This is a genomic window from Citrobacter sp. Cpo109 (assembly GCF_030332565.1).
Classification (GTDB): Bacteria; Pseudomonadota; Gammaproteobacteria; order Enterobacterales; family Enterobacteriaceae; genus Citrobacter; species Citrobacter portucalensis.
Genome location: NZ_JAOWHQ010000056.1, coordinates 19,416 through 32,716, shown reverse-complemented (window position 1 = coordinate 32,716; position 13,301 = coordinate 19,416). Strand labels below are relative to the sequence as shown.

The 13,301-nt window shown below is 52.3% G+C and carries 11 protein-coding genes; 3 read left to right on the top strand and 8 right to left on the bottom strand.

Going from position 1 to position 13,301, the window contains the following annotated elements; translation table 11 throughout:
* Positions 1 to 38: 38 nt before the first annotated feature.
* The 3 genes from aldA to hrpA form a co-directional block, all read right to left on the bottom strand.
* The gene (gene aldA, locus OGY71_RS09790) at positions 39 to 1,478 is read right to left on the bottom strand and encodes an aldehyde dehydrogenase (RefSeq protein ID WP_063940795.1); all 1,440 of its coding nucleotides are present in this window, start codon (positions 1,476 to 1,478) and stop codon (positions 39 to 41) included.
* Between the two features lie 199 nt (positions 1,479 to 1,677).
* Complete coding sequence (locus tag OGY71_RS09785) at positions 1,678 to 2,469, bottom strand: YdcF family protein (RefSeq protein ID WP_003833187.1); 792 nt, start codon at positions 2,467 to 2,469, stop codon at positions 1,678 to 1,680.
* A gap of 85 nt (positions 2,470 to 2,554) precedes the next feature.
* Complete coding sequence (hrpA, locus tag OGY71_RS09780; protein ID WP_286613205.1) at positions 2,555 to 6,457, bottom strand: ATP-dependent RNA helicase HrpA; 3,903 nt, start codon at positions 6,455 to 6,457, stop codon at positions 2,555 to 2,557.
* A 202-nt stretch (positions 6,458 to 6,659) separates the two neighbouring features.
* Here hrpA and azoR point away from each other — a divergent pair, with 202 nt between their 5' ends.
* Positions 6,660 to 7,265 (top strand): FMN-dependent NADH-azoreductase, encoded by a 606-nt coding sequence (gene azoR, locus OGY71_RS09775; protein ID WP_003020341.1) that lies wholly within the window; start codon positions 6,660 to 6,662, stop codon positions 7,263 to 7,265.
* Between the two features lie 43 nt (positions 7,266 to 7,308).
* Here azoR and OGY71_RS09770 read toward each other — a convergent pair whose 3' ends face one another.
* The 4 genes from OGY71_RS09770 to OGY71_RS09755 all read right to left on the bottom strand — a co-directional run bounded on the left by OGY71_RS09770 (position 7,309) and on the right by OGY71_RS09755 (position 10,786).
* The gene (locus tag OGY71_RS09770; protein ID WP_003020344.1) at positions 7,309 to 7,500 is read right to left on the bottom strand and encodes a hypothetical protein; all 192 of its coding nucleotides are present in this window, start codon (positions 7,498 to 7,500) and stop codon (positions 7,309 to 7,311) included.
* Positions 7,501 to 7,624: 124 nt separating this feature from the next.
* Positions 7,625 to 7,951: a YdbL family probable chaperone protein gene (locus OGY71_RS09765; protein WP_003833190.1), complete on the bottom strand. Its 327-nt coding sequence runs from the start codon at positions 7,949 to 7,951 to the stop codon at positions 7,625 to 7,627.
* A 7-nt stretch (positions 7,952 to 7,958) separates the two neighbouring features.
* Complete coding sequence (locus OGY71_RS09760; protein ID WP_003020350.1) at positions 7,959 to 8,150, bottom strand: YnbE family lipoprotein; 192 nt, start codon at positions 8,148 to 8,150, stop codon at positions 7,959 to 7,961.
* The gene (locus tag OGY71_RS09755) at positions 8,147 to 10,786 is read right to left on the bottom strand and encodes a YdbH family protein (protein ID WP_286613203.1); all 2,640 of its coding nucleotides are present in this window, start codon (positions 10,784 to 10,786) and stop codon (positions 8,147 to 8,149) included. The genes OGY71_RS09760 and OGY71_RS09755 overlap by 4 nt, the downstream gene beginning before the upstream one ends.
* 616 nt (positions 10,787 to 11,402) lie before the next feature.
* Here OGY71_RS09755 and OGY71_RS09750 point away from each other — a divergent pair.
* Both OGY71_RS09750 and hslJ read left to right on the top strand, forming a co-directional pair.
* A complete protein-coding gene (locus tag OGY71_RS09750) occupies positions 11,403 to 12,392 on the top strand; it encodes a 2-hydroxyacid dehydrogenase (protein WP_003833196.1) in 990 nt (329 codons plus the stop codon).
* A 112-nt stretch (positions 12,393 to 12,504) separates the two neighbouring features.
* Positions 12,505 to 12,924, top strand: coding sequence for a heat shock protein HslJ (gene hslJ, locus OGY71_RS09745; protein WP_003833197.1), 420 nt, complete (start codon positions 12,505 to 12,507; stop codon positions 12,922 to 12,924).
* Positions 12,925 to 12,937: 13 nt separating this feature from the next.
* Here the strand turns inward: hslJ and OGY71_RS09740 are convergent, their stop codons facing one another.
* Positions 12,938 to 13,204 (bottom strand): putative hemolysin, encoded by a 267-nt coding sequence (locus OGY71_RS09740; RefSeq protein ID WP_003833199.1) that lies wholly within the window; start codon positions 13,202 to 13,204, stop codon positions 12,938 to 12,940.
* Positions 13,205 to 13,301: the final 97 nt, after the last annotated feature.

Here is a 13,301-nt window from a genome sequence, read left to right as displayed (position 1 = left end):
TTGCGCCGGGTGGCGTACAGGCTCACCCGGCGAAAAACTTAAGACTGCAAATACACTACCTGTGTTTGCAGGTATTCATTCAGACCGTGTTTACCATCTGCCCCGCCAATCCCGGACTTGCGCCAGCCAGCGTGGAAGCCCTGCATCGCCTCGAAGTTTTCGCGATTAATATAGGTTTCGCCAAACTTCAGTCCCTTAATCGCCTTCATTGCCGTATTCAGATTCTGCGTATAGATCGATGAGGTCAGTCCGTAGTCGCTGTCATTGGCCATTGTCAGCGCCTGTTCCAGCGTATCAAATGCAACCACCGGCAGCACCGGACCAAACGTCTCCTCGTGCATAATCGCCATATCCTGGCGCACGTCTAACAGTAACGTCGGCGGATAGTAATAACCTTTGCCGGCAACGGCTTTACCGCCCAGCACCACACGGGCGCCTTCCTGCACCGCTCGCTCGACTTTTTGCTCTACACGCTCCAGCGCAGCGGCGTTAATCAGCGGCCCCATCGCAATGTCATTGCGTTCGGCCGGATTGCCAAACTGCACGGCTTTCATCGCCTCACCCAGACGATTAACGAACTGGTCATAGATACCTTTCTGAACGTATACGCGCTCGGCACAGTTGCATACCTGTCCGGTATTAATCACCCGTGAGTCAACAATGGCCTTCACTGCCAGCTCAAGGTCAGCATCGTCCATCACGATAGCTGGAGCTTTACCACCCAACTCCAGACAAACTTTGGTGATGTTTTTGGCCGCTGCGGCCATAATTTTCTCACCTGCGCCGACGCTACCGGTCATGCTCACCATGGCGACCTTCGGGTTTCCGGCCAGCTCCTGACCGACCGTTTCACCGCGTCCCAGCACCAGGTTAAAGACTCCGCGCGGTAAACCAATGTCATCAACAATTTTGGCAAAGGCGATGGCGTTATTCGGTGTGAATTCACTCGGCTTAATGACGATGGTATTCCCCGTCAGCAAGGCGGGAGCCAGTTTGCGGGCAATCAGGAAAAACGGGAAGTTCCACGGTAGAATGCCCGTCGTCACGCCCAGTGCACGCTTAAACAGCAGGATATTCTCACCCGGGCGATCGCTTTGCAGGATCTCGCCTTCATAACGACGCGCCCATTCCGCCATGTAATCGATATAGTCGGCGGTAAACGCGACTTCAACGTCAGCCAGTTGTTGAATTTTTCCACCTTCCGCCACAATCAACGCGCTGATTTCATCGGCTCGCTGGCGGATACCTGCAGAAATTTTGCGTAACCAGTTTGCCCGTTCAATGGCAGGCAACGCTTCCCATTGCGGCTGAGCGCGATCCGCAGCATCGATCGCTTTACGCGCATCTTCGGCACGCCCATCGGGAATACGCGAGATAATCTCTTCCGTGGCCGGATTGACGACATCAATCCAGGCGTCATCGTGCCAGGTCACAAACTGCCCATCGATATACATAGGATGTTGTACGGGTACTGACATGCGGCTCTCCTGTGATTGATTTGTTTTTAACAAGTAAAACTATTGTTAATTAATATCAATCATGCATGACGCATTATCGCTGGAGTGGCGGTTCTGTGAACTGCTTCATAAAAGCGTCTGGAAAAGTGATGATGAAGAGAAAAAACGGATGGGCTTTCTGCCCGTTTGCCATAAAACGCCGACAAACGGGCAGCAAAAATTACAGAGAACGGCTCTCCAGTAAGTCGGTCAGCGCGGTATCATTTTTTAGCTGCTGCCAGGCTTGCTCAACGTCCTGGGGAATATCAACATGTACGATAAAATCGTGTCCACAGGGCCCATACCCGGCAGCATCATCCCGCAGGCGCGGAAGTTCACCGGTAATGAGAGAAAGATAGCGGTCTACCGACCACAGACCTTCTGCCGCGGGCACAAAATCCACGCCGTTGTGCTGTTGGGCCAGTTCAGGAATGAAACCAGGGAAACTCAACCAGCGCGGCGCATGTTGCTCATCGCGGGTTACGCGCTGAAACGTGGCCATTGTGCGGCGTTGCATAGTGGGATCCTGCACCACAATGACGGTATGAATGCTTTCTGCCGCCTGATTCAGTAACGCACAGCTAAATCGGGCATTTTCACCGCAGTTTGTCGACTGATCTTCCACCCAAATTTTCTCACCTGGAATTTGCCAGAACTGGTGAGCAATATCGGCAAGGATCGCCGCTTCCGCGCGCCCGGTAGTACGAATGATGTTATAACGCGGATGCCGGGCAATCGCATCATACAGAAAGCGCGTGGAATGACCGATACCACCGCTAATCAGCAAGGGAACCTGTTGCTCTTTCGCGATCCGACAAGCAGCGTCGATGGTCGGAATAACCGCGTTCCCTGCCAGAATCACGCAATCTGACTGAACGGAGATATTCCCCGTAAAATCATTCTGCGCCAGCCATCGCCCTACGGTATTGATAGCCGCAAGAGTGGTTGCGGAAAGTGTCGGAAACTGACTCATATTGATGACTCCTGGTGTTTATCTTTACCGGGTACAGATGCCGGATGGCGACTACGCCTTATCCGGCCTACGGCCCTGCACCGATTTATCCCGAAATCTGCTCCATCGCCTGCAGAATACGTTTATCGGAGATCGGATACGGTGTACCAAGCTGCTGGGCAAAATAGCTGACGCGCAGCTCTTCTATCATCCAGCGGATCTCTTTGACATCGGCATCTTGACGGCGCGCGGGAGGCAGTTTATTGAACCATTGCTGCCAGGCCTGCTGCACACTGTCCACTTTCAGCATCTGTGCACGGTCACGGTGCGGATCGATAGCCAGTTTTTCCAGACGTTTTTCAATAGCCTGCAAATAACGCAACGTATCGCCCAGACGTTTGAAACCGTTGCCGGTAACAAACCCGCGATACACCAGTCCGCCCATTTGCGATTTGATATCCGCAAGACCCAGCGCCATGGTCATATCCACGCGCCCTTTCAGACGTTTGTTGATATTAAACACTGCGGTCAGGATCTGTTCGACCTGCTTCGCAATCTCCACCACCGTATCGTTCAGTTCAGCCCGCACTTTCTCATGCAGCGCGGTAAAGCCTTCTTCGGTCCACACCGGGCCACCGTTGGCGTCAATTAACTGATCCACACCGCAGGAGATACAGTCGTCAATCAAATCCAGAACTTTACCGTATGGGTTAAAGTACAGCCCCAGCTTGGCTTTATTGGGTAGCTTCTCGTGCAAATATTTGATTGGCGAAGGAATATTCAGCAGCAACAGGCGGCGTAAACCGCACCACATCGCCTGCTGTTGTTCCAGCGGATTATCAAACAGTTTGATGGCAACGCTGTCACGCTCATCGACCAGCGCCGGCCACGCTTTCACCTTATAGTTACCGCGTTTTTGTTCGTAACTTTCCGGAAGCTGACCGAAGCTCCAGATGTGCAACCCACTCTGTTCGATGCCGTCATCGGCCACCGCGGACAATGTTTCCTGAACTTTGCCCTTCAGCGCATCTTTCAGGCCCTGTAGCGAACGTCCTTCCTGCAGTTTCTTATTTTTATCATCCACCACCCGGAAGGTGATTTTTAAGTGATCTGGCACCTGATCCCAGTGCCAGTCTTCACGGTCAACGGTAACGCCGGTCATGCGGCGCAGTTCACGCTCCAGCGAGTCCAGCAGCGGCAGTTCCAGCGGTGTGACGCGGCCTAAAAACGCTTCCGCATAGTTCGGCGCGGGCACAAAGTTGCGTCGTACCGGTTTTGGCAACGACTTAATCAGGGCTATCACCAGTTCGCGACGCAGTCCCGGGATTTGCCATTCAAAACCGCTCTCTTCGATCTGATTAAGCAGCGGGAGTGGAATATGTACGGTCACACCGTCCGCATCGGCTCCGGGTTCGAACTGGTAGCTCAGGCGCAGCTTAAGGTTACCCTGATGCCAGAAGTTCGGATAATCCAGCTTACTGATTTTTTCCGCGCCCTCTTTGATAAGCATGCTCTTTTCAAAGTTGAGCAGATCCGGTGTTTCACGGCTGACCTTTTTCCACCAGCTATCAAAGTGACGAGCAGAAACTACGTCATGGCTGATACGTTGGTCGTAGAACTCAAACATCGTTTCGTCATCGACGAGAATGTCGCGGCGGCGCGATTTATGCTCCAGCTCTTCGATTTCGTTGCGCAGTTTCAGGTTGTCGCGGAAGAAGGCGTGACGAGTCTGCCAGTCGCCCTCCACCAGCGCGTGGCGGATAAACAGCTCACGGCACAGCGCCGGATCAATCTGGCTGTAATTCACCTTACGGGCCGCCACAATCGGTAAACCGTAGACGGTGACCTTTTCTGTCGCCATCACAGCACCCTGCGCGCGCTCCCAGTGAGGTTCACTGTATGAACGTTTGATCAGATGCTGGGCTACCGGTTCCACCCATTCAGGATCGATACGCGCAGCAATACGTCCCCACAGGCGGCTGGTTTCCACCAGCTCCGCGACCATCGTCCACTTCGGCGGTTTTTTGAATAAACCCGACCCCGGAAAGATCGAGAAGCGAGCGTTACGCGCCCCGGTAAACTCCTGTTTATCGGTATCTTTCATCCCGATATGCGACAGTAAACCGGTCAGCAACGCGACGTGGATCTCCCGATATTCAGCAGGTTCGCTGTTAACCGGAATACCCAACTCTTTCACCACCTGGCGCAGTTGCGTGTAGATATCCTGCCACTCGCGCACGCGCAGGTAGTTCAGGAAATCGACTTTGCACTGGCGACGGAACTGGTTTGACGACAGTGCTTTTTGCTGCTCGCCGAGATAGTTCCACAGATTCACAAATGCAAGAAAATCAGACTCTTTGTCGTGGAAGCGGCGATGTTTCTCGTCGGAAGCCTGCTGCTTGTCCATCGGACGCTCGCGCGGATCCTGAATGGACAGCGCCGAGGTAATGATCATCGCCTCACGCACACAGCCATGTTTTTGCGCTTCCAGCACCATGCGCGCCAGCCGTGGGTCCACTGGCAGTTGCGACAGCTGACGGCCCAACGGCGTTAACTTGTAAGCGGTTGCCTGTTCGTCGGTGGTTATCGCCCCCAGCTCTTCGAGCAGGCGTACACCGTCCTGAATATTGCGCTTATCCGGCGCTTCAACAAACGGGAACGCGGCGATATCGCCCAGCCCCAACGCGGTCATCTGCAAAATAACGGATGCCAGGTTGGTACGCAGGATCTCCGGGTCGGTAAACTCCGGACGCGACAGGAAATCGTCTTCGGAATACAGACGAATACAGATCCCTTCCGATACACGGCCGCAACGCCCTTTACGCTGATTCGCAGAGGCCTGGGAAACCGGTTCAATCGGCAGGCGCTGCACTTTGGTGCGGTAGCTGTAGCGGCTGATACGCGCCGTACCCGGGTCGATAACGTATTTAATGCCCGGCACGGTCAGTGACGTTTCCGCCACGTTGGTTGCCAGCACGATGCGACGCCCGCTGTGCGACTGGAACACGCGGTTCTGTTCGCTGTTTGAAAGGCGCGCATACAGCGGCAGCACTTCGGTGTGGCGTAAATCCAGCTTATTCAGGGCATCGGCAGTATCACGGATTTCACGTTCGCCGCTCATGAAGATCAGAATATCGCCTGGCCCTTCACGTCCCAGTTCATCTACGGCATCAAAAATTGCCTGCAGCTGGTCACGCTCAGTGTCATCTGCATCTTCAACAATCGGGCGATAGCGCACTTCCACCGGATACGTTCGGCCGGAGACTTCGATAATCGGCGCGTTATTGAAATGCTTTGAAAAACGTTCAGGATCGATGGTCGCCGACGTGATGATAATTTTTAGATCCGGGCGACGCGGTAGAAGTTCTTTCAGATAGCCGAGCAGAAAATCGATATTCAGACTGCGTTCATGCGCTTCATCGATGATGATGGTGTCGTACTGCATTAGCAGCCGATCCTGTTGGATTTCCGCCAGCAGGATACCGTCCGTCATCAGCTTGACCATGGTGTTATCACTGACATGATCGCTAAAACGAACCTTATAACCGATACAGCCGCCTGGCTCGGTTTGCAGTTCTTCCGCAATACGGTTCGCCACAGTACGCGCCGCCAGACGACGCGGCTGGGTATGGCCGATCAGCCCTTTTACCCCGCGCCCCAGCTCCATACAGATTTTGGGTAACTGGGTGGTTTTCCCCGAACCGGTCTCACCGGCAACAATCACCACCTGATGGTCGCGAATTGCTTCCAGAATATCCTGTTTTTTCTGGCTGACGGGCAGGTTTTCCGGATAGCTGATTTCCGGACGCGCCGCTTCACGCAGCACAACTTTACCGGCTGCCTGCTCAATCTCTTTCGCCATCTCCTGGTAAATGGCCTGTTGTGCATCAGGATTTTTAACCTTCTTCACACCGTGCAGACGGCGGGCAAAACGCTGTCTGTCACGCAGCATCAGTGAGTCCAGCTGTTGCTGCAACATGTTGAAGGTTAATTTTTGTTGTTCTGTCATAGCGTTAAAAGGCAGTGCTCTGCCGGGTTAAATCTCTTTTAGATGATGGGTATAGAGTACCACATCGGCGCTTTTCATGTGTTGTTCAATAATTTCGAACATAGGATTCGATATATTGCGCTATCACTGCGACAGGATTGTGAATAAAGTGTCAACAAGCAACGGGGCACTCCCCCCTTCAAACACATAAAAGGAAACACCCATGAGCAAGGTATTAGTTCTTAAATCCAGTATTCTGGCAGGGTACTCTCAGTCTGGTCAGTTGTCTGATTATTTTGTTGAACAGTGGCGTGAAAAGCACTCTGCTGATGAAATCACTGTCCGTGACCTGGCTGCAAATCCTGTACCGGTACTGGATGGCGAACTGGTGGGTGCGATGCGCCCGAGCGATACACCGCTGACACCGCGTCAGCAAGAAGCGCTGGCGCTGTCCGATGAGCTGATTGCTGAGCTGAAAGCGCATGATGTGATTGTTATCGCCGCGCCGATGTACAACTTCAACATCCCAACGCAGCTGAAAAACTACTTTGACCTGATTGCCCGCGCCGGTGTGACTTTCCGTTATACCGAGAAAGGCCCGGAAGGTCTGGTGACGGGTAAACGCGCTGTGGTGCTGACCAGCCGTGGTGGTATTCATAAAGACACACCAACCGACTTGATCACGCCGTACCTGAACGTATTCCTGGGCTTTATCGGCATCACCGACGTGAATGTCGTCTTTGCTGAAGGTATTGCTTACGGTCCGGAAGTGGCATCTAAAGCACAATCCGACGCGAAAGCCGCTATCGACAGCGTAGTCGCTGCCTGATAATTCCCCCTCTCACCATCCGGTGAGAGGGTTTCTCCAACACTTACTTCTTTACCTGTACCCGTATCTGTTTGCCGTGAATGCGATTAATATCACGCCAGATGGTTGCATAATCCCTGCATTTCGCCAGATTCTCTTCCCAGCAATGAAGCAAAAATTGTTCAGGCTCCGCGACATCCCGGCTTAACAGCTTGAATACCCAACGATTCCAGACGTACCACTTGAGAAGCCACATGATTTCACCCCACGACGCGACCGGTGTTGGACTATACCAGCATCCATTTTATGCCGTGTGGCAACTATTGCGATGTCGATGAATAATTCAGCGTCGTGTCCCTCTGGCTGTGTGAAAAAGCGATTTACTCTTTTTTCAACCACTTACCATTAATACCCTGCACATACTCTCCCGGTTTAGCGCGAGCAACCAGCTTTTGCCCGGCCATTTTTGCCACTTCATCTGGCGGAATATTATTGCTCTCAGCCAGTTGCTGATAGCTGGCGTTGCGCGCTTTATTAATCTCACTCACCAGCGCCTGCGTTTCGGCATCGGTTTGCAATGCAACCAGATAGCCATTGAGCGTTTCCCCTACTCGTCCCTGAGTTCTGGCTTCATTCAGGGTCAATGCCCACGCATTGCTACTGAGTAAACTCAGGACAACCAGCGCCACTGCAAACTGTTTTCTCATCATGACCTCAGAACAAATCGCTGCGCGATTTCAATAAACTTTCGACGTCTTTATCAACTTTGATATGGATCTCATGCTCGATTTTGACGTTCATATTAATGGTGATGGGCTCTTTTGGCGCAGCCACTTCGATTCTGGGAGTGCACCCTACCAGCAGAGATGAAGCCAGCAGACCCAGCATGGCAGCTATCGTTTTCATTGTTGTTCCTCACATTCCTTGCCTTCCGGGCAATGGGTTTCCGGCAGCGCTGCATTTTGTTCAAGCCATGCCTGTAAATTGTCGCCAAAACGCAAACTGCGCCATAGCGTAAAGACGTTTTCCTCGTGGGTATAATTCAAATTAACCGTACCTACTTTGCCATCTACCCGACTATTGCCAGTCACGGTTGACTGCATGGTTAAGACACCGAGGTTATCCAGATTTATTTTCGTCCACGAATGGCTTATTTCCATATAACGCAGCCAGTTAATGGCCGCCCCCGCCGCCATGTTATCTTTGACGACCGCATCCGCAGTGTCCTTATCAATACGCAATGTCATCGGCCCTGGATTAGTCAACCAGCCGTCTTTAATGATCCATTTTTCGTTATCCAGCCATAATGGCAACGCGCCACTGACCGGGCCAGACATGGCGAACTGTTTGGGGTTAACCGCACTGATAAGCTCGCTGGAAGAGATATTCTGCACCCGCAATAAGGCCGGGTCGTGCTGCGGCATTCGCAGTTGCTGCATGATGATTTTGCCCCCCAGCAGGTCGGCGCTGACATCGCTCAACAGTAACGGGTTGTTTTCACTCCAGGGGTACGCCCCCTGCAGATCGGCGGCGATATTCTTCACCGTCACCTGATTGACCACTTCCGCAATACGCAGTGAAATAGGTCCACGCGTACCCAGCTGCCATGCACCTTCACTAAACCGGAAAGGCAATACAAAATCGACACCGTTGATTTGGTTGTCGGGCATCCAGGCGCTACCGCCTTTTAACACTCCATGACCGCCCGCTTCAAAGCCCTGCTCCGGGGCTGCCGAAAACGCGACCTGCGCATACAGCTCACCTTCTCGTAGCTTCATTTTCCAGTCAGGTGGGACCAGAGGCTGGAATACGGTGAGCGATTGTTTTGGCCACCAGGCCTGTCCGCGCAGGCGGATACCGTCCCAACGACCATTCAGCTGTACGGGCCCAATCGCCCCCGCGTGAAGCTGGCCTTTGAACTGGAAAATTGTCGGATCGCTACCTTCCACGCTGAACTTCAGCGTCGATGGTGGTAACACGCTTCCCCCGGTGAAGGTGGTGCTCCCTGCGTCCAGCGACAGTGCGCCGCTAAATGTTGGTTTGGTTGCATCACGCACCCAGACTATCGGTTCGTCCATCACCAGACGTGGGTTTTCCACCTTCATCGTGCCGTATTGCAGATGATCAAATCCGGTGGAAAGATCAAATAGCTTCAGGGTGTTGTCATGCCATTCCCCTTTACCCGCCACGTCCCAACGGGCATGCATCGGCGTAAAGCTGCCTTCACCCCAATATCGCCACTGCCAACGACCGGCATCAGGAAGAAAATCATTTGCCAGACCATCCAGATGCAATTCAAAACCGCCCATCTGGTTTTCATGCGCACGTAAAATAGCCTGCAGACGGCCATCCACGCCGCGTTGTGTGACTTTTACACCTGCCAACGGCCAGCGAATCTCGTCAATATCCAGCGAATCAATCACCCTCCCACGTGAGCGCAGCAGCGCCCCTGGCTCGAAAGCCAATTGCGGATCGTACAGACTTCCGGTGAGTCTGGCGGGTAATTTCGCGTAGAAGATCAGATCGCCCTGTTTCGCTTCACCGGTCAACTGTAGCGGCATATCGCTACTATCCATACCAAGCTTACCTGGCCCCAGCGTTAATACGGCGTTTCCTTTACCGGCATCGCCATGCGTCAGAATGTTCAGACGTCCACTCACCACCGCGTTTTCCAGTCCGGCCTGCCAGTTTTCAACCTTCATGCCCAGCCGGCCACTTAACGGGAATCCCTGATAAGGCCAGTTCCAGCGTCCGTCGCTGATGGTCAGTTGCTGGCGTGTTATTTCCCACGGAAGGTCAAGCAGCGGATCGGCATTATCCCGCGCCATCACGATCAGTTGTCCGCTGTTTTGTTGCCACTCCAGTTCGGCGTCCACAAGCGTAGGCTCTTGCGGCAAACTTAACGTCGCAACCGCATGACCGCTTACCGGTAGTCCATCGGGCACCAGTGGCATAGTAAATTCACCGACCAGTTTTACTGGCGGCTGGCCTTCAAATGCCGCAACATCCAGCTCCGTTACCGTGAGGTTTTGCCCGTGCAAACTCCCCTGAAATTTAACTTTTTCACCCTGGTAACGCAGCTGTTGAGTAGAGGGAGTGAGCGAGAGTGACAGTTTTCCCTGCCATTCCTGCCATGGAGAAAGGATAAGTTTGTCGATGTTAATCCAGGTATTGGGCAGCATTGACTGCCATTCAGCCAGCGTTTTAGGCGCTACCGGCGATGGCTCTGCCTGCGGCAATTTGGCCAGGCAAGCTGAATCCAACTCAATGGTCCCGACATTCAGCGCCCAGCGGCTGGGGTGAGACAGATCCGCCTGAGTGATGCGTGCTAGCGGGCAATCTTCAACCAGATAGCGGAGTTCAGGTATATGCAACCCATGCCGTGTCAGCCGCGGGCTCTCATCCAGCGCGATGCGTGTTCCAACGGGTAACCAGATACCCACCAACGTAGGCACCCACAGGCCAAGCGTCATCACTAGCGTCAGCGGCACGAGAATCAATAATAAGAGGAGTGCCAGAACGGCTTTATATTTACCCTTCATGGGTAGTTAATATCCTGATTTAGCAAAAATTTAAGCCGGTTTAGGCCTGTATTGTGGCATGTTTAACTGGATATGCCCACATTAAGGATAGATAACCGATTTACAGGCACGCTGTTACACGTGCCGTCGGGGATATTAAGATTCAGACTTAATGAGGCCTCAGTTGTCCATCGCTATGTTTAGGTCCGATACGACCTGCTTCTATCAGAATTTCCTCAATGAGTTCTTCGAGGCACTCCCTACCATGATGATCGCAGACCAGATGTACCTGCCGGGAAATCTCATCAGGTTTCATACCATCGCATAATGCCGCCTTGAGCATTAGGGTGGCCCATCGTTTTGCTTCAGAGTGAGTCAGCATAACCCCTCCCGATAATTGCTACCTGTATAAGCGTAGCTGTCCGGATGTGATTCGGCTGGCTTTTTACCTGCCGCGATATTCGGGTGTTGAGTTGGATAGAAAAATATCCAGTTGTTGAAATTGTGTAACCTGCCCACACTAACAACAGATACGGTGAAATTATTCATTACGCCTATGACTATCAATAACTTTTTAGATTTTGTAAAATAATTTGAATTGAATTAATGTGACGTCAAAATCACTGGAGAAAGTCTTATGAAACTCGCCATCTATAGTACAAAACAGTACGACAAGAAGTATCTGCAGCAGGTTAACGAGGCTTTTGGTTTTGAACTTGAATTCTTTGACTTTCTGTTGACGGAAAAAACAGCCAAAACCGCCCATGGCTGCGAAGCCGTGTGCATTTTCGTCAACGACGATGGCAGCCGCCCCGTTCTGGAAGAACTGAAAAAGCATGGCGTGAAATATATCGCGCTGCGCTGCGCCGGGTTCAATAACGTCGATCTCGACGCAGCAAAAGAGCTGGGTCTGCAGGTGGTTCGTGTTCCAGCTTATTCACCAGAGGCCGTCGCAGAGCATGCGATTGGCATGATGATGACGCTGAATCGCCGTATTCACCGCGCCTATCAGCGTACCCGTGATGCCAACTTCTCTCTTGAGGGGCTGACCGGTTTTACTATGTATGGCAAAACCGCTGGGGTGATCGGTACCGGTAAAATCGGTATCGCTGCACTGCGGATCCTGAAAGGTTTTGGTATGCGTCTGCTGGCGTTCGATCCTTACCCGAGCGCTGCTGCGCTGGAGTTAGGCGTTGAATATGTCGATCTTAAAACGCTGTTTGCCGAGTCCGATGTCATCTCTCTGCACTGCCCGTTAACACCGGAGAATTATCATCTGCTCAATCACGAAGCCTTTGAGCAAATGAAAAATGGCGTGATGGTCATTAACACCAGTCGTGGTGCATTGATCGACTCACAAGCCGCTATCGACGCGCTGAAAAACCAGAAAATTGGTTCTCTGGGTATGGACGTGTATGAGAACGAACGCGATCTGTTCTTTGAAGATAAATCTAATGACGTCATTCAGGATGATGTGTTCCGTCGTCTGTCAGCCTGCCATAACGTGCTGTTTACCGGTCATCAGGCATTCCTGACAGCTGAAGCGTTGACCAGTATTTCTGAGACTACGCTACAGAATCTGGCCCAAATATCCAAAGGCGAGACCTGTCCAAACGCCCTCTTCTAATCTCTGAGCTCCCCTGACGTCAGGGGGGCATTTTCAGACAATCACCGATGATAAAACATTCAGTATCATTATTATATTGAATGTATTCCCGTCACAAACGTAGAGAAATTTAATGAAGAAAGTTGTCACGTTGATTGCGCTCAGCATGCTGATGGCTGGCTGTGTGAGCAATGGAAAAGTTTCCGTCAATCGCGAACAGTTGCAGCATCACCGCTTCGTTTTGCAAAGCGTGAATGGTAAAGCCGTCACCACCGCCAACAACCCACCTGAGTTAAGTTTTGGCGAAAACATGACGGTATCAGGCAAGATGTGTAATCAATTCCACGGCCAGGGCAAGCTGTCCGACGGTGAGTTGAAGGTAAAAGATATGGCGATGACGCGTATGATGTGCGCCGATCCGCAGCTTAACGCGCTCGACGGGATCGTCAGCGAAATGTTTAAGCAAGGCGCACAGGTCGATCTAACTGCTGACCAGTTAACGCTGGCGACAGCAGAACAAACGCTGACGTATAAACTCGCGGATTTAATGTAGGAAACGCGGAGACTCAGTAGCTCCCACAACTTCCGGCGGCAAGCGACTGCTCACTACAGCGTTTGCCGTTGGGTAGCGCGCACATCCCGATGGCTGAACCATCCAGTTGACGAGCAACAGAGAGCGAACCGCCAATCATGGCGCAATTAGCTTCTCCAGAACTGGACATTGCTGCCTTCATGCCCGGTGCGACATGCGCGGCGGTTGCCTGCTGAACAGGTTCGCTGCTACAAGCCGATAATAATAACGCGGCACATCCTACCCAAAACGCTGCGCGCATCTTACTCCCCTCTGAATAATAACCAAACGACACAGCCATAAATAATAGGCAGCGGAAACACCGCCGTCGAGAGGCAAAATACGCATTTATGCGCACT